At 40.4% G+C, this 17,853-nt stretch carries 17 protein-coding genes and 4 tRNA genes; 2 read left to right on the top strand and 19 right to left on the bottom strand.

Annotated elements, in window-relative coordinates; genetic code table 11:
• Positions 1 to 143: 143 nt before the first annotated feature.
• The 18 genes from OSH00_RS14255 to OSH00_RS14170 form a co-directional block, all read right to left on the bottom strand.
• Positions 144 to 218, bottom strand: a tRNA-Thr gene (locus OSH00_RS14255).
• A gap of 12 nt (positions 219 to 230) precedes the next feature.
• Positions 231 to 306, bottom strand: a tRNA-Gly gene (locus OSH00_RS14250).
• 33 nt (positions 307 to 339) lie between these two features.
• Positions 340 to 423 (bottom strand) — tRNA-Tyr (locus tag OSH00_RS14245).
• Between the two features lie 54 nt (positions 424 to 477).
• Positions 478 to 553 (bottom strand) — tRNA-Thr (locus tag OSH00_RS14240).
• A 98-nt stretch (positions 554 to 651) separates the two neighbouring features.
• Positions 652 to 2,145 (bottom strand): anthranilate synthase component I, encoded by a 1,494-nt coding sequence (gene trpE, locus OSH00_RS14235; protein ID WP_266130960.1) that lies wholly within the window; start codon positions 2,143 to 2,145, stop codon positions 652 to 654.
• 142 nt (positions 2,146 to 2,287) lie between these two features.
• A complete protein-coding gene (locus OSH00_RS14230) occupies positions 2,288 to 2,956 on the bottom strand; it encodes an HAD-IA family hydrolase (RefSeq protein ID WP_266130959.1) in 669 nt (222 codons plus the stop codon).
• A gap of 128 nt (positions 2,957 to 3,084) precedes the next feature.
• Complete coding sequence (locus tag OSH00_RS14225; protein WP_266130958.1) at positions 3,085 to 3,819, bottom strand: FHA domain-containing protein; 735 nt, start codon at positions 3,817 to 3,819, stop codon at positions 3,085 to 3,087.
• A gap of 174 nt (positions 3,820 to 3,993) precedes the next feature.
• Entirely contained in the window at positions 3,994 to 6,240 is a 2,247-nt protein-coding gene (gene gspD / locus OSH00_RS14220; RefSeq protein ID WP_266130957.1) for a type II secretion system secretin GspD, read from the bottom strand.
• 41 nt (positions 6,241 to 6,281) lie between these two features.
• Entirely contained in the window at positions 6,282 to 7,133 is an 852-nt protein-coding gene (locus tag OSH00_RS14215) for a type II secretion system protein N (protein WP_266130956.1), read from the bottom strand.
• Positions 7,130 to 7,876 carry a type II secretion system protein N gene (gene gspN / locus OSH00_RS14210; protein WP_266130955.1) on the bottom strand — a complete coding sequence of 249 codons (747 nt, stop codon included), beginning with the start codon at positions 7,874 to 7,876 and terminating at the stop codon, positions 7,130 to 7,132. Before gspN ends, OSH00_RS14215 begins: the two co-directional genes overlap by 4 nt.
• Positions 7,877 to 8,039: 163 nt before the next feature.
• Positions 8,040 to 8,366 carry an H-NS histone family protein gene (locus tag OSH00_RS14205; RefSeq protein WP_196076310.1) on the bottom strand — a complete coding sequence of 109 codons (327 nt, stop codon included), beginning with the start codon at positions 8,364 to 8,366 and terminating at the stop codon, positions 8,040 to 8,042.
• A gap of 227 nt (positions 8,367 to 8,593) precedes the next feature.
• Positions 8,594 to 9,031: an acyl-CoA thioesterase gene (locus OSH00_RS14200; RefSeq protein WP_266130954.1), complete on the bottom strand. Its 438-nt coding sequence runs from the start codon at positions 9,029 to 9,031 to the stop codon at positions 8,594 to 8,596.
• A gap of 9 nt (positions 9,032 to 9,040) precedes the next feature.
• Positions 9,041 to 10,234, bottom strand: a complete 1,194-nt coding sequence (locus OSH00_RS14195; protein ID WP_266130953.1) for a YfgM family protein — start codon at positions 10,232 to 10,234, stop codon at positions 9,041 to 9,043.
• 1 nt (position 10,235) lies between these two features.
• The gene (locus tag OSH00_RS14190; protein WP_266130952.1) at positions 10,236 to 11,069 is read right to left on the bottom strand and encodes a hypothetical protein; all 834 of its coding nucleotides are present in this window, start codon (positions 11,067 to 11,069) and stop codon (positions 10,236 to 10,238) included.
• Positions 11,066 to 11,848, bottom strand: a complete 783-nt coding sequence (locus OSH00_RS14185; protein ID WP_266130951.1) for a uroporphyrinogen-III synthase — start codon at positions 11,846 to 11,848, stop codon at positions 11,066 to 11,068. The genes OSH00_RS14190 and OSH00_RS14185 overlap by 4 nt, the downstream gene beginning before the upstream one ends.
• Before the next feature lie 10 nt (positions 11,849 to 11,858).
• Entirely contained in the window at positions 11,859 to 12,785 is a 927-nt protein-coding gene (gene hemC / locus OSH00_RS14180) for a hydroxymethylbilane synthase (protein ID WP_266130972.1), read from the bottom strand.
• A 96-nt stretch (positions 12,786 to 12,881) separates the two neighbouring features.
• Positions 12,882 to 13,619, bottom strand: coding sequence for a LytR/AlgR family response regulator transcription factor (locus tag OSH00_RS14175; RefSeq protein ID WP_266130950.1), 738 nt, complete (start codon positions 13,617 to 13,619; stop codon positions 12,882 to 12,884).
• Positions 13,620 to 13,671: 52 nt separating this feature from the next.
• Positions 13,672 to 14,688, bottom strand: a complete 1,017-nt coding sequence (locus OSH00_RS14170; protein WP_266130971.1) for a sensor histidine kinase — start codon at positions 14,686 to 14,688, stop codon at positions 13,672 to 13,674.
• Positions 14,689 to 14,822: 134 nt separating this feature from the next.
• Between OSH00_RS14170 and argH the strand changes: the two genes are divergently transcribed.
• On the top strand, positions 14,823 to 16,253 hold the full coding sequence (gene argH / locus OSH00_RS14165) for an argininosuccinate lyase (RefSeq protein WP_266130949.1): 1,431 nt from the start codon (positions 14,823 to 14,825) through the stop codon (positions 16,251 to 16,253).
• Between the two features lie 11 nt (positions 16,254 to 16,264).
• Positions 16,265 to 16,534 (top strand): oxidative damage protection protein, encoded by a 270-nt coding sequence (locus OSH00_RS14160; protein WP_004826212.1) that lies wholly within the window; start codon positions 16,265 to 16,267, stop codon positions 16,532 to 16,534.
• A gap of 661 nt (positions 16,535 to 17,195) precedes the next feature.
• Here the strand turns inward: OSH00_RS14160 and OSH00_RS14155 are convergent.
• Complete coding sequence (locus OSH00_RS14155; protein ID WP_266130948.1) at positions 17,196 to 17,834, bottom strand: sterol desaturase family protein; 639 nt, start codon at positions 17,832 to 17,834, stop codon at positions 17,196 to 17,198.
• Between the last annotated feature and the right edge of the window lie 19 nt (positions 17,835 to 17,853).

The following is a 17,853-nucleotide window of genomic DNA, read 5'->3' as shown; positions in this document are numbered from 1 at the left end:
TGCTCTTCCTCGTTTATGTCGAACACGAGTTAAACAACTCAGCATCGACAATCGTCTAAAAAACTAGACACCTAATACTTGAAAAGCAGACTAATAAGCCTGCTTTTTAAAAACTGGTGTAGAATAATCTACTAAATTGTATCTGGAGCTCTTATCGAGATTTGAACTCGAGACCTCTCCCTTACCAAGGGAGTGCTCTACCACTGAGCTATAAGAGCAATCATCTTCGATGGAGCGGGAGACGAGGGTCGAACTCGCGACATGTAGCTTGGAAGGCTACCGCTCTACCAACTGAGCTACTCCCGCTTAATGTTGGTAATTAACCACTTATCGAAGTAATGGTGGTGAGAGAAGGATTCGAACCTTCGAAACTTTCGTGGCAGAGTTACAGTCTGCTCCCTTTGACCGCTCGGGAATCTCACCATTTACACTTACTTTCAGTGTCGTTCGTCTACATTATAACACAAAACTTTAAGATGGTGCCGGCACACGGATTCGAACTGTGGACCTACTGATTACAAGTCAGTTGCTCTACCAACTGAGCTATGCCGGCGTTTCTTAGTGTTTCGTACGTTTCGTATCGGAACGGTGTGCAGTTTAGCAAAACTCAGAATCCTTGCAAGTGTTTTTTTCAAAAAAAACCTCAAAAACTCATAAAATCAATCCGTTTGATGATAATTCAACCGCTTTGATCACTGCGCGAGCTTTTATTTGGGTTTCATTCCACTCTGATTCAGGATTTGAGTCTACAACAAGCCCCGCTCCAGCCTGTACATAGACTTTATTTTCACGAATAACACAGGTTCTTATCGCAATCGACATGTCCATTTCACCATGCCAGCCTAAATAACCCACAGCTCCACCAAAAATACCACGTTTTACGGGTTCAACTTCGTCAATAATTTCCATCGCACGAATTTTTGGAGCACCTGAAAGTGTTCCCGCTGGGAACGTTGCTTTAAAAACATCCAAAGCATCAACATCATCCAACACCTCCCCTTGCACATTGGAAACAATATGCATGACATGCGAGTAACGTTCGATCACCATTTGATCAGTCACTTGCACTTTACCGATTTTTGAGACGCGTCCAATATCATTACGCCCCAAATCAATCAGCATTAAATGCTCTGCGATTTCTTTTTCATCCGAAAGCAGATCTTTTTCCAGTGCCAAATCTTCTTCTTTGGTTTTTCCACGTGGGCGCGTTCCCGCAAGTGGTCGTACAGTTGCAATACCATTTTCAAGTCGAGAAAGAATTTCTGGTGAAGAACCCACGATATGAAATGGTTTCTGGTCAGCGAGCGTTTGCCCTTGTACCAGAAATAGATAAGGGGAAGGATTTAAATGACGTAACGCACGATAGACTTGTAATGGATCACCATCAAAATCTGAAACCATGCGGTGTCCAGGTACAACCTGCATGACATCCCCAGCACGAATGTACTCTTTGACTTTTTCAATCGACTCTAGAAAACGATCATGCCCCGTCAAAGACTCAAAATGCGGTGCAGTATGTTTTTTTGCAACCAAACTGATTGGCGTTGCCAATAGCGCTTCTAAAGCATCCAGCTGTTGTTGCGCCTTGTCATAAGCCTGTGGGTCGTTGACATCTGCATGCACAATCAAGAACAAAGTATCTTTTAAGTTATCAAACACCACCACAGTCTTTGACAGCATCATCCATAAATCAGGCAATCCCACAGGGTCCGCCTCAGGGACATTGTTTAAGCGTGGTTCAATATAACGTACAGCGTCATAACCAAAATACCCAACCAAACCACCCGTAAAATTTGGCAGTGCAGGTAAATCCTGTTGCGTGGGCACTTTAAACTGAGCTTGAAAATCACGAATATATTGAAATGGGTCAGTACACGTCTGCGTATCAATACGCCCATCCGGAAATTTAACTGTAAGCTGTCCAGCATTACAGGAAAATACGGTTGATTCACCCAGTCCAATAATTGAGTAACGCGCCCAGTTCTCCCCCCCCTCAACAGATTCAAATAAATACGCCTGTTGGTGCTGTTGTAAACGTGCAAATACCGACAGTGGGGTATCCGTATCTGCCAAACGTTGGCGATAAACAGGAATCAGGTTATATCCCGCTGATTTTAATTGTTCAAATTGCGTTAAAGTTGTCATGAGGAATTCTCTCTATTTTCGATATCACTAAGTGTGGGTTTGCATACAGTTCACTTAGTGACGCCATCGAAAAGTGCCTTTACCATTCATTCCTCTTTCCTTTTCTCACCACAATATTCAAAACGACATTCAAATCCAGGGATTAAGCCAAAAGCTCAGTCAAATCATCAACCACTTGCTGCGGTTGACACAAATGAATATCCTCACCGTGATTATAGCCATAGCTGACCACAATACAATCAACCTCTGCGCGGCGCGCAGCTTCCACATCATTACTTGAATCACCAATCATTAAGGTTTTATCAACTGAAGATTGATATGTTTCCATACAGTACAACAATGGTTTTGGATGCGGTTTACGGACTTCAAAACGATCTCCACCAATCACATCAACAAAATAGTGATCCATTTTCAATTCTTCTAAGATTTTTCTTGCAGGCTGCTCAGGTTTATTGGTCACACAAATCAGCTTCTTGTTATTTTGCGTTCCCCAATCTAAAAACTCTAAAATACCAGAGAATGGTTTGGTATCGACACAAGGCTCTGCATTGTAGATTTCCAAGAAAGTATCCAACAGCTGTTGATGCAGTGCAGGATCAACCTCACCTTTTAAATATTTTAATGTGCTTTCACAAAATAATGATGTGCCTTTGCCAATCCAGACGCGAACTTGTTGTTCGGTGACTAAAGGAAGATTTAAACGTGCCAGGCTCAGATTCATGGCACGATATAAATCAAATGCTGAATCAACTAATGTTCCATCCAAATCAAATAAAATAAGTTCTCGTTGATCTAGCTTTGCCACATTCATGCTGTATACCCAAAATAGTTTTTAAAAATTTATTGCACCAAAAATAAAATCCAACTTCAGCCTTTATACAGACCTCACATAAAACAAAGGCATGCGATTGCATGCCTTGAGTGTATCGCATTCACAGATTATTTAAACAACAGCCATGCAATAATTGCCAAAATGATTAAGCTCACCACCGTCATCAGGCCAACTTTGGCATTTTTCTGGGTTTCGACTTCTTCTTGAACACGCGTTACTGGCGCTTTAACTTCATCAGCTTCTGGAACTACAGGTGTATGAATATCAACACCCTCAGGAATTGGAGCCGGCTTAGGTACAGCTACACCTGATGGCATTCCTTCACGGGTGATTTGCACATTGCGATCTCGTGCGGAAAGCTCTGGCATGCCTTGCTCACTCATTTGCTCAGCTGCGCTACGTTCTACAGATGCAGTCTCTTTAATCTCTGCTGTCGCCACCGCCTCAACCGGTTGCTGTACTGGAGTATCTGCAGTTGGTGTAATCACTGGCTCAACCACCACAGCAGGTGGTGTCTCAACTTCGGATTGGTGAGCCGTATCCTGCACTTTAGCAGGGGCAAGCACATTGAATTTAATGCTAGCAAATTGAACAATATCACCATCCATCAACATCTTATCTTGATCGATGCGGATATCGTTAACAAAAGTTCCATTTGATGACTTTAAATCTTGTACCCATAACGCATCTTCTTTCAATAAAAAAGCAGCATGGCGACGTGAGATTTCCGCAGACTGCAATAAAAGATCTGCATCTTGATGGCGACCCACCAGCATGTCACGATCAATCGTGACTTCCTGCCCTTCTAACTCACCTGAAATTGCTTGTAATTTCCAAGTCATCGTCATTCTCTCATTCCAATTTACATTTATCTTAACACGACATTTCTAGCGTTCTAAATCCACTTAAAACCATACTTTAGCTTAAGAATCAAACAAGTCATTGCAACAAATCAACTGTAAATATCAAACACTCAATCAAAGAGAATGTTTGATTTTAGTCCTTAAAAATATCCACTACTGCTTCAGAATATCGTTGGGTTCCTCTGCAACAGGTGTCGTGACCACATTGCTCTTATTGGAATTTTTCGCTGCTCCACCTGTGGGTACTTTCTGATACTGACTGGATGGCTGTGCTGTCGGCTGCGGTTGAACCAGTTTAGGCTGAGTACTCGGTGACGACGAAATAGGCAAACGCTGTTGGAAGACATCATCAACATTGGCAGGCAGTTTGGCAAAATTACCGTCTTTATCCATCGCCAGCTGTAAGCTATAAAGCTGATCATAGCGTTGTTGTGATAGACGGCGAATCTCTGTATCTCCACCCACGATGGTTGGATGGATAAAGACCAAAAGATTGCGTTTAATATTCGATTTACCATCTGCTCTAAACAAACGTCCTAAACCAGGAATGTCTCCCAGGAACGGTACGGATTGACGTGAATGCTCGCTATCATCTGAAATCAGTCCGCCCAACACCACCGTTTGTCCATGATCAGCAAGTACCGTGGTTTTGATTGCACGTTTACTGGTCACCAAATCCTGAGCTTGTCCTTTATTCGATTTGACCCCTGAAACTTCTTGCTCAACTTCCAAACGAATTGAACCACCCTCTCCAATGTGTGGAATGACTTTTAAAGTCACCCCGACATCTTTTCGTTCGATTGAAGTATACGGGTTGACCGTTCCGCCCGTACCTGTAGATACCGAGCCCGTTACAAAAGGAACATTTTCACCAACAACGATATACGCTTCTTCATTATCCATGGTCAGAATTGAAGGTGTAGAGAGTAGGTTTGATTTGGTCCGCTCTTTCAAGGCTTGAATCACTGCACCATAGAGCTTGCGTGAACCATCTGCACCTTCTTTATAATCCCCCAAAATAAGCGACGTCCCCGAACCTACAGCACTCCCCAAACCTGCAGCACCACCAGATAGATAGCCTGCTGCCAATTTAGATAGACTGGTTCCGACATTGGAGAAATTGACCACCCCTACACCGCTGCTGATATCACCCAGAGCCCATTGCACACCCAATTGATCGATATCATTTCCTGACACCTCTAGAATGGTCGCTTCAATCAATACCTGTTGACGGCGTACATCAAGTTGCTGGATTGCAGCTTCTATCTCTCGCATCAATTGTGGTTCAGCTTTGACCACCAAGGCATTTTGTGCGCCATCAGCAATGATGCTGACACCATTGGCATTAAAACTGGTGACACTGTTCTGATTATTGTTATTTGAATTGCTGTTTAAATTAATCGCAGGTGTTGAAATAGTGCTACCTGAGCTGGAATTTGAAGATGTGCTATTGCTGTTATTATTTAAATTACTGGTATTACTAGAATTACTGTTAGTCGAAGAATTATTTGAATTCGAATTGACCGCTTGCCCAGTCACCAAGCCTTGTAAAATTTCAGAGAGATTTTTTGCACTGGCATATTTGAGTTTGAATACTTTTAAGCCGCCTAAACGATCTGCCGATGGAACATCCAGCATCTCAATCATATTGCGGATACGTTTACGTGTACCCGTATCGCCTTTAATTAAAATACGATTGGTGCGTACATCTGCAATAATACGTACCCGTGCCCCTGCGAAATCTTTTGATGCACCAGTCGCACTCATGGCATCCAATTGCTTGATGATTTCTTCAGCCTGACTCTGCTGTAAAGGCACAGCCTCGATATCATTTTGTCCCGTACCATCCAGATTACGGATAATCGTTTCAAGTTGATAAATATTTGCAGCTCGGTCTGACACAATCAATGCATTGGTGCCTTGTATTGCTGCCAAGTGAGCGAATTGAGGCATTAAAGGTCTAAGTGCAGGGATGAGATCATTTGGATTGGTATTTTCCAACCAAATCACCCGTGTCACGACCTGATCGCCACGTGCATGATTACGTGGATCATAAGGTACACCTGAATTTTTGACATTACTGTCAGGCACTAGGCGAATCGTGTTACCAGAGGGAATCGCCACAACACCGTTGACATTAAGCACGCCTAAAAATAGGTCATAAACTTCGTTTTTATTGAGTGGTTTGTTTGAAATAACAGTTACATTGCCACGTACGCGCGGATCAACAGCAAAGTTTTTACCCGTAATATCTGCAACTTCATTGATAAAAGCCGTGAGATCAGCATCGCGTAAGTTAATCTTCCACGTCTGAGCATATGTTGCTGTACTAACTGCAACCATCATGGGTGCTGCTGCAACGATAGCCCAGAGTGGTCGATTGTGAGTCAAAAAAGCCATAACTTATTATCTATCCTAATTTTATTTGTAGTCCTAGCCACTTACAAACTTTGCTGAATGGTCATCACCTGATCACCACGCTTAATTTCAATTTTTACTTTTCCTTCACGCTTTGCCTGTTCTAGCAGTTGAACATCACTCTGTCCTTGACCGACTGACTGCCCATTGAGTGAAAGAATGCGATCCCCAGACCGAAGCCCTAATTTATTTCGAAGTGCTGCGGGGGTTTGTTCTGTCACCTCATAGCCTTGTCCGCTATTGGTGTTCACCCCCATGTTCTTTAGATATTGTTCTCGATTTTCATTCATTCGATCAATCGCCTGCCCTAAAGCATTTTGACTCGAATTTTGTTGTGGTGGTACAGCTTGATCTGGATTACTGGATGGCGATGCCATATTCGAATCTGCAGACTGCCCTGGTAAAGGCTGGTATAGATTATCTAAACCTGTAAAACGCAACTCTTTACTATTATTGCCGCCTTGGCTTAAAACAATATGATCCCAGTATACTTCGGACAACTGATAACTGGTGCCTTCAATGGTTTCTCCAACCACATAGCGGTCGGCTGTTTCCTTGACTTTAATCACAGCTGAGGAAAAACGTGCAGGATAGCTCACCACTACGCCCTGCAATACCATTGGAATGCTGTCATCGGCTGTCGCGCTCGAACCGACTTCATTAAACAACGAAAAACTTGAAATATTAGGCACTTGAGCTTGTTGTGAACCTAAACTCACTTGTTCAGGTTGCATCACTTGCGGTGGTGCAACCACCCACCAAAAAATAGAGGCTAATTTCCAACACAATGCCAGAATTAAAATAAACAGGGTAACAGGTGCGAGATGCTCTGCTTTTTTCCAAGAAATATTTTCGAACTGTTCTTTTATATTCATTGGAAACCACCCTGAATCAGTGGTTGTCTTGAACTGATCACATATGTATCCAGTCCTGCTTTTCCATCATAAGATGGAACATTGAGCAACATTCTTTGGGTCAATTGCACATCCAACATCATGTTTGGATCTAAACTGATATTCGCCATTTTTTGACTGCGTTGATCCTGAATGTCAAAAATCAGTTTCCCTGCTTCATCTTTTAACTGAGCATTTAAAGAGGGGATCGTCATTTGATCTTGACGTTGACCAAAGGTATAACGCAACTCACCGCCTGCCCAATGGAGCTGACCATCCACATCACTAAACCCAGTATCCTTTTTAAAACGAAGGCTCATGTCCGAAATCTGTATTGCATTTGCGGGCCATTGCCAGCTGGCGATATTTTTTAAAGTTTCAGGAGCAATCTGACCTTGCATTTGATTAACAATGATTTTTTTACCAAAACCATAACCCACCACTCCCTTGAGTTGAGTTTGCCCACTATGAACTTCAACATTTGCCCCAACACGCAGTAAGATTAAATCCCAAGGACGAGTGCGCCATGACACAGAACCCCGCAAGTTACCTTTGCGCCAATCTGCTTGTCCTTGCCAGAGGTTACCACTTACATTCTGTAAGGTTTGATTATTCTTATAAAATTTAGCAATTAACCATGTTGCAGGAACTTGTAAAAGTACAAAAATTAAAAAAGCAACAACTCCAGTAATCCACCAGGTCATCTGTTTTGATTTTTTATTCATCCAGCTTTACCATCATTGATTTATTCTTCCATGCAAGATGATGTCCTCTTGTTTATACATTATGCATAATTTTTTCATATCGCCAATTCACTCGTATAAAAAAACCAAGCAGTTTTGCTTGGTTCTTTTATTTTATCGTCATTGAATGACATTTAGATGAAGATTAGATCAAGAAATCTTCTAATTTAGCGCCTTTTTCAATTTCAGCAACTAACCAGCGAGGTTGCTTACCACGACCTGTCCAAGTTTCAGCCGCATTTTTCTTATTGCGGTAGCGTGGCTCAACAGCTTTACGTGTTGTCTTTTTACGTTTTTGAGCGCCATACTCAATAAACTGCTCTAAGCTTAAACCCGCAGATTCTGCAATTTCAACAATCTTATTATAAGCATCTTCGATCGCTTGATCTTTTTTACTTTCAATTAAAGCTTCAGCTTCAGCTGTTAACTTTCTTAACTCTTCCACAGATAAATTACTAATATCAGGCATCATTAACGCTCCACATTAAACTTCGCAAACAGCTATTTAAAATAAATTCACAGCAATAGTATTTTTATTTATATCAATTGGCAATACATATATTCCCCAATAAATACATAAAACAACAAAAAATGATTATAACACGCCAAAATTGTTTATTTATCTCATTCGAAATAAACATACAACAAAAATAAATTTTGTTGCATGTTTTAAATATAATGATGATAACTGAAGCATTTTTATAAATTCAGTAAATTGTTTTGAACAGTTGCTTCTAGATCAATTATAACTTTTCTTAAATTTTCAGGTATTAAAGCTTTTTTCATAGAATGTTTATCTACAAATACGATGACCGCTTCACCATCAGCAACAATCTCCTGTTGCTGTTCACTGAATAATACATAATGCATGCGTATCGCACTATTTCGCATTTCCACTATACCTGCACCAATATGCAGCACATCTGGATAAAATACTGGTTTTAAATATTTACATTGACTTGAAGCAACTACAGTTAAAACATCTTGTTCAAATACATTTAAGCGATCGAAATATGCAATACGCGCACTTTCTATATAACGATAATACTGCACATTATTCACATGACCAAAAGCATCCATATCCCCCCAAGCCACCTTTTGTTCATAAACGATAGGAAACTGTGCCAATAGATTCATAATGTATTCTCAAATTTTAAACTGAATGTAATTGCTGTCTTTTTCAAAAATTGAATTCAATTGCTGAATTAATTCATCATTTCCATTTAACGTGGCTTTAATTCGCAAGTAATTCATCAATATATCATTTGGATATAATGACAAGAGCTGATCCGCTTCTGTTTCTCGCTGGGTCGCCGTATATATATGCCACTTTGCAAAACTAAATACAGGAATATTGATATATTTACTTTCCAGATGAATAATCTGTTGTTCCAGATATTCATAATCTGGATTTTGCCGAAGCAACTGTTGTTGAAACCATAAATAGAAAACATCCTGATCAAATTTCTCATCCAGTAATTGAATGGCGAGTTGTTGCTGCTGCTGTGCCAGCTCAGGGAGACGGGTTATTAACTTCAACCATAATACTTTGGTGTCATAGGGCATTTGTTCAAGTAAAGGGGCGATTTCAAAAAACTTATGCTGTAATAATTCCAAGTCTTCAAATTGGGCATGATCATAACAACCTAAAAGCCCAATCAACCATTGTTGTTTGGTCGCTACTTCCAATTGTCCAAATTGGCTTGAGTGCAAATAGTGCCAAGGTGACTGAATCGCGAACTGTCCCCATAACTTTTGTACTGATAATTTATAACTTTCTGCAAGTTGGCTGAGCCATGGCGACAACTCATGACCATTTAAAAACTCGAGATGCGTCAAAGCTTGCTGACTGTCATGCTGTGCCAAATAAATTTCGATACGTAGAATTTCCGCCAGTTCAAATGCCGAAGGTGGACTACTTTCTAACGCGTGTAACGCTGCAGCATACTGACCTTGCTTAAACAATAATCGAGATTGAATAATCGGTTTTAATAAACCAGACTGATCAAAAATACTTTGAATGACTTGTTCTTGTTCGTCTTCACCCTCCAATAACCATAATACGCCCAATTGCTCAAAAGGGTGCAAATCATTAAAGTTGAGTACTTGTTCTAATTTTCTTTTTTCTCTACGTAGATAGCGGTTCAAGACATACCACATCACATGCATAACAAAGCTGATGATAACGCCTAGAAACAATAACACCCACAAGTTAGTCTGAATTTGAATATTATGCCAAAGTACATAGACATAGCCTGCCCCTGCGGCATAACTCAACACACTTAAAATCGCAAAAATAATCAGGCTAATAAAGGCATAGATCAAAAAGATATGTTTCATCTTACAACCCCAACACTGCCAAACTATTCAGTTTAGGTACTGGTGCCTGTGAGCTTTGCTTAATGTTGAGTAATTGCTGTTTGATTTTTTGGCTTGCTGCATCTGGCAGCAATTCAAGCTGTTGAATCGCCTGGTTCAGCATGGCTTTATATTCTACGTTCTGACCTTTAATCAGCAATTGCTGTGCCAGCAGCAGTCTTAACTGGGTTTCTTTTAAAATAAAGCGGCGATTGCTCAGTTCTGGTGCATCGCTATTAAGCACATCAACTTTGAACCATTTCTCCCAAAAATGAGCACGCTGACTGGTATTTAATTTGAGTTGATTATTTTTTAACTCTGCATTTAAACTTTGATCAACCTGTTTAATCAAGCTATCCAACTGATCTTGCTGCGCATTTCTTTCAATCACAAACTGTTGGATATTCTGCATATCTTGAGCAATGGTTTGATGCAGGCTTTGCTTGACTGCTTCTGCCACGGCATACTGATCTAACGATTGGTTAATTTGGGTTAAATGCTCCAGAGCATAGACAAATTGCTGTTGTTGTATCGCAAATTGAACCAATTCTAATTGTTGTTTAATCAATACACTTGGGTTGATTCCAGTACTGGGTTCTTTAAATACAGGGGTTTGCTTGCTCGCTTCTTGACTCGGTTCATCCGCCTGTCTTTTTACTGCCACCAATTGATCGTTCAAACTGGCATTTTTTTGTTCACTTTTATGTAGTGTTTGCTGGATCTCATTCAACTGTTGTGAAACATGATAGAAGTCATAACTCAACTTAATGAGCCATCCTAAAGCGATCAACAATAAGATATAAATAAACTTCTTCATAATTTCCTTTGCAACTGCACGATGCTGTGTAAAATTGCTTCTGGTTCCAGTGTTAAAATTTCAGTGATATTAAAACATTTTTGAGCAGCATTTTTATCACGCATTAATAATTGATACAAACGCTCACCCAAAACCAAATAATGACAGGCATCGACCAAATGAGGATGCTTTTTTGTCAACGCCAACCAATTTCGCCAGCTTGCCTCACTACTGATGCAAATCCAATAAGGTGGTTCAAACTGATCAATTTGATCAAGCAAAGCAGCAAACCGTTTATGGGTTTCAGGTGGACATAGACGCTCATACAAAACAAAGTTTAAAACATCAATATGACGTTCTTGGCACTGCTGCATCATAAACTGACGACCACCTTCACCACGCCAAAAGGCTATTCTCTGAATATTTTCTATGCTGTTAAATATCGGTAAACTCAGCATGCCTTCAGAGCTTTCTACTTCTGGGACATGACTTTGAATACCAAACTCAGCCAAATGCTGCGCGGTTTTCCTGCCTACGGCAATCCACTGAATATGTTGTATTTGCGCAAGTGACAGTCCAGACTGCTGAAGGTATTGCATCCCCATCTGCACAGCCATGGGGCTGACCACAACAATACACTGAGTTGTTAAAAGTTCTGCATACAGTGCAGATAAGCTATCGTCATATGGACGGGGCTTTAACACCAATAAAGGCAGATCAACCACAGTAAAACCGGATTGACGCAAGCATGCTGTTAAAGGCTCAGCTCGGTCAATCGGACGTGTATTGATAAACAGCATTGCAACCCAATTACTGTGTTTGATACAGTGCTTTAAGTAACTCTCCAGCACCCAGTTGTAATAAATCTTGTGCGAGCTGTACGCCCAACTGCTCTGCTTGATCGACTGTACCGTGAACTGTGCTACATAGCAAAGTCTGACCATCGGTACTTCCAACACGTCCCTCTACAGACAATATTTGATTGTTCAATGTTGCAAAACCGGCAATCGGTACCTGACAGCCCCCCTCCAGATAAGCATTGAAGGCACGTTCAGCACGTACACAAGCATTGGTTTCATTGTGCATCAAAGGCAGAATCAAATTTAAAGTTTCAGGGTCGTTTGAGCGACACTCTAAGCCCAATGCACCTTGTCCCACAGCAGGTAAGCTGAGCTCTGCTGAAAGCGTATGACGTATACGCTCTGCAAGTCCCAAGCGTTTTAACCCAGCACTGGCAAGAATAATTGCATCGTACTGACCCGCATCAAGTTTAGACAAGCGTGTACCGACATTTCCACGTAAATCAATCACTTCCAAATCAGGGCGTTGTTTTAGAATTTGACATTTACGGCGTAGACTAGACGTCCCAAGCTTTGCGCCATGCGGTAAATCTTCAAACTTTGCATAGTGATTTGAAACAAAAGCATCAAATGGATCTTCACGCTCACAAATCACCGCCAGCTCTAAACCTTCAGGCAACTGCATGGGTACATCTTTCATAGAATGTACGGCTAAATCTGCCCGTCCATCCATCAATGCTGCTTCAAGTTCTTTGACAAATAACCCCTTACCGCCAATCTTAGCCAAGGGTGTATCTAAAATTTTGTCACCTTGAGTGACAAAAGTCACCAACTCTACTTTGATATGCGGATGCAATTGTTCCAAACGATCACGAATATGTTCTGCCTGCCACAATGCAAGCGGGCTTTGTCGAGTTGCGATTTTCAAGGTTTTCATCATTTCAGTTTTGCCAAACTTTTAAACACTCTAAACTTACCCTGCAATCTTAAAAATGCAAGTAAATTATCAAAATGATTTATCTTTCACACAAAGCTATAAATTCTGCATGCGTTCCCTAAGCAATGGTAAATGACGACGGCTCACGGCCAGACGTTCCTCTAACTCACGACATCGCGCTTGATACTGTCCTGAAGCAACCATTTCCAGACCATCCAAATAATCTAAAGAAATGAGTGCATTACGATGTATTCGTATAAAACGATCTGAAAATTCAGTTTCCAGATCCTTTAAGGTTTCATCAATCAAAACACTGCCATTTTTATGGCGAACGGTGACATATTTCTGATCTGCTAAAAAATAGTAAATATTTTCAACAGGGATCAATTCCAAACCACGATAGGTTTTTGCAGCAATCTGCTGCCTTTGCACTTTTTCTTCCATGAGTTCTTTTTTTTCTATCTGAGTTAATTGAGCTTGTGTCAGTTTAGTCACATTCCCTAAAACTGTTTCCAATTCATCCTTGGCAATTGGCTTTAACAAATATCCTTTTGCTTGAGATTGAATCGCTTGTAAAGCGTGCTCGTCAAACGCTGTACAAAATACGATTGCAGGCATCGGGTTAAAATGCGCCAAATGTTGCGCACAACTTAAGCCATCCATTTCTGGCATCTGAATATCCAGCAACACAACGTCAGGCTCAAACTGTTGAATCATCTCCAACGCTTGCTTTCCATGTTGTGCTGTGGCAATAACCTGATGCCCAAGTTGCGACACCAGCCGTGATAAGCGTTCCACTGCAAGCGGTTCATCATCACAAATCAGGATGTCCATTGCTCCTCCTTACCCAAATACCTACATTATTTATTTTTAATACATGTACCAATCATCTATTTTTATACTGATATTGAATGACCATAGTAAATAATCCATTCCCTGCATAATTCCGAAAATAAACAGAATCGCCAAAATGTGCTTTTAAACGCTGTTTTACATTTTCTAAAGCAATTCCATGCCCTTGTCTTACTTTTATTCTATCTTGTAAAAATGGGTTGGTAATGACTATATTGACTTGATTTTGCAATATTTCAACCAGTATACCGATCTTGGCCTCTTTCATTTGGTTTTCGACCCCATAAAAAATACTGTTTTCAATTAAGGGTTGTAATGTTAATAATGGAATTTGCACATATTCCAATAATCCAGGCTGTGGAATATTCCACTCAACGTTCAAACGCTCGCCCAAACGGATTTGTTCAATTGCAATATATTGTTTTGATAATTGTATTTCTTCTTTTAAGGTCACCAATTTTAATTCTTGAAAGCTTGCTCTAAACAATTTCGACAAATCAATCAGCATTTGTTCTGCTTTATCTGGATCAATTGCAATTAAACTCACCACACTGTTTAAACTATTAAATAAAAAATGAGGATGAATTCGCGCCTGCATTGCTTGAACCCGCGCATTTAATTCACTGTGCTGCTGCAAAACAGCTTGCTCGCGAATATACATATAACGCAGGCAAAATGCGCCGAGTAATACGCCATAACTTAAATGCAAAATAAGATTATGACTGATATCACTTACCGAAATACTTTGTAAAGAAAAATGCACAGCCCAATAATACACAATATTCAGCACCACAGTGGTGCACATGACGATGATCTGCAAAAGTATAAAACTAAAAATCATCACCGATAAATAAGTATATTGCGCTAATCTTTTGGCAAATAGATCCTGAAAAGCAGCAAATGCCAATAATATCCAATTAATATATAAAATATATTCTAAAATATGCCAAACATTCAGATTGCTCCACGACTGTGCCTCTGCCAACGCCAATAAAAAAGCCAACACATTACTGGAAATAAATAATTCCAATAAATACTGACGACGCCCCATTTTGCTTAAAAAATACGAGGGCTGAAAATGCGATGCAGATTTTCTTGATGAATGATTGTGCTTTACTTCGGCAAGTGAGGTTGAATTTGTTATACTGCGTTTAGTTCTACTGCTTTTTTTCCTACTGAGCCGATATGACCACATCTTCTAATTCCTCTAATCCGTCACAAGCCCAAACTTCAGGCATGTGGGGCGGTCGTTTCTCTGAAGCTACTGATGCTTTTGTTGCTGAATTTACTGCTTCTGTCCAGTTTGACCAACGCTTTTATAAACAAGATATTGCAGGCTCTATTGCGCATGCAACTATGTTAGCAAAAGTTGGGGTACTTACAGAACAAGAACGTGATGACATTATCAATGGTTTGAACACAATTAAAACTGAAATTGAAGCAGGTCAATTCGAATGGCGCATCGATCTTGAAGATGTGCACATGAATATCGAATCTCGCTTGACTCAGCGTATTGGTATCACAGGTAAAAAACTCCATACCGGACGTAGCCGTAATGACCAGGTTGCAACAGACATCCGTCTCTATGTGCGCGATGAAATTGATGTGATTTTAAAATTACTGGAAAAACTACAAAAAGGCATCCTGAGTTTAGCCGGCAACAATACCCAAACCATCATGCCTGGGTTCACGCATTTGCAAACGGCACAGCCAGTGACTTTTGGTCATCATTTAATGGCATGGTTTGAAATGTTGCTACGTGACTCGGAGCGTCTGATTGACTGTCGTAAACGTGTTAACCGTATGCCTTTGGGTTCAGCAGCTTTGGCAGGAACAACCTACCCGATTGACCGTGCATTGACTGCGGAACTATTAGGATTTGAAGCAGTTGCTGAAAACTCATTAGATGCTGTTTCAGACCGTGACTTTGCCATCGAATTCAATGCAGCGGCTTCACTGATCATGATGCATTTATCTCGTATGTCAGAGGAATTGATTCTTTGGACGTCTGCACAATTTAAATTTGTGAATATTCCAGATCGTTTCTGTACTGGCTCTTCGATCATGCCTCAAAAGAAAAATCCAGATGTTCCTGAACTGGTTCGTGGTAAAACAGGTCGTGTCTATGGCGACCTTATGAGTCTGTTAACCTTAATGAAAGGTCAACCTTTGGCCTATAACAAAGACAATCAAGAAGACAAGGAACCTTTATTTGATGCGATTGATACCATTCGTGGTTCATTGATGGCTTTTGCTGATATGATCCCAGCACTGGTACCCAATGTTGATGTAATGCGTGAAGCAGCACTGCGTGGCTTCTCTACCGCAACAGATTTGGCCGATTATCTGGTTAAAAATGGGGTCGCTTTCCGTGATGCCCATGAAATCGTAGGTAAAGCAGTTGCATTGGGTGTGCAGGAATCTAAAGACCTTTCAGAATTAACGCTTGAACAATTACAGCAATTCTCCGATTTAATTCAGGCAGATGTATTTGAAAAGGCCCTTACATTGGAAGCTTCAGTCAATGCCCGTAACCATATTGGTGGAACTGCACCTGCTCAAGTGGCTGCTGCGATTGAACGCGCTCATACACGTTTAGAAAAACTTTATGCATAAGGAGTTTTGATATGACTCGACAAGTATTTTGCCGTAAATATCAAAAAGAGTTAGAAGGTTTAGACTTTGCCCCCTTCCCGGGCGCAAAAGGACAGGAATTGTTTGATACCGTGTCTAAACAAGCTTGGCAAGAATGGTTAAAGCATCAAACTACATTGATTAACGAAAAACGTTTAAATGTATTTGAAGCGGATGCAAAGAAGTTTTTAGAAGAGCAACGTGAAAAATTCTTCAACAATGATGAATCGTTGGAAAAAGCAGAAGGCCTAAAACCGGAGTAATTTTCAAAGATTTATAAAATATTCATTGAAAACAACCTGTATATTGGTGCTTCACAGAGAAATCCCCTTCTGGGGATTTTTTTTATGCTGTCTCCCTATCGACAGAGGAAAGTACCTCGGACATTTCCATGATCAAAGCGTCATCTCAGTTCAATATAAAGTCAGTCTGTTGAAAAACGCATATCCAGAAAATGCAGTTCTTCTTGATCCATACAATCAATCTGTTGCTGAATGATATAAAGCCGTCATTGCTACACTTTACATCGAAAGCTTGAATAAATTTGCGTAGGCAATGCCCTATTTCTCAAAAATAAAAAGATAATAAAAATCTCTCGTTAAGCAAGGGTACATCCTAAACTCCCACTTAAAAATGCTGATCGTGCCCTATGGAAAGTCCGATTTTATGTTTTTCCAGACATAAAAAAAGGAGTCTTGGAGACTCCTATAAACTTCATAAACCACAGCTATTTGCAATATCAAACATATCTGGATGCTAGCCAGTATAATCATGAAAAAATGTTATACATTGACCAAACATACATATTTTTATGACAAATCACGACAATCGAACTGATCATTTGCACTTTCAGATCAACGGAGATAAAAATAGCGCTCAAAACCAATCAGATTGATCGACGCTAAACTTCAATAAAATACAAATTCAGGCGACCGAATCCACACGGTTATCCGAATTTTGTTCAATCACTTGTGGCTTTTTCTCGACCCATTTGGCTGGAAAATACTTTTCAATGGTTGTTGAAACCCAATCTGCAATCGGCTGAGGCAGCGTAATCCCCAATGGATTCTGCTCTTTTAAATCTGCGGATGAGATCACCCGTGTTCCCATCAGATAGTCAAACCACGGCTTGGTCACACACCAGTTTGCATCCTGATTGGCATTCATATGATGATCATAGTGCCAAGGAATTTTTTTCATTGCCCACTCGGGCTCTAAATGTGCACGGCGATGAATATAATAATAATTACAGGCACTATATAACGATGCAGCCACCATGCCTTTTGAAATAGGATAAAAAATTAAACTCGCAGCACCTGCAACCACAGCCAATGAAACGATTTCATTTTTGGTGCGCCAATTCGATATGCCTTGCACATAGCCATCATCATGAAAATCCTGCTTACGGACTTCGCGATGATGTTCCCAGTGTGATTTCATACTTCTTGGCACAGGGCTAAAACGCGGTTTTCCAGGACGGTGTTGACCGTGCAAAATATAATTATGTGCAACCCACTCAAAGCCGTTCGCAAAGACCAATCCAACTAAAAAGCCTTTTAACATCTTTTTTCTCCTCTGCTTA

The sequence above is a fragment of the Acinetobacter nematophilus genome, from assembly GCF_026344175.1.
Classification (GTDB): domain Bacteria; phylum Pseudomonadota; class Gammaproteobacteria; order Pseudomonadales; family Moraxellaceae; genus Acinetobacter; species Acinetobacter nematophilus.
This window is presented reverse-complemented; position numbering and strand designations above follow the sequence as displayed.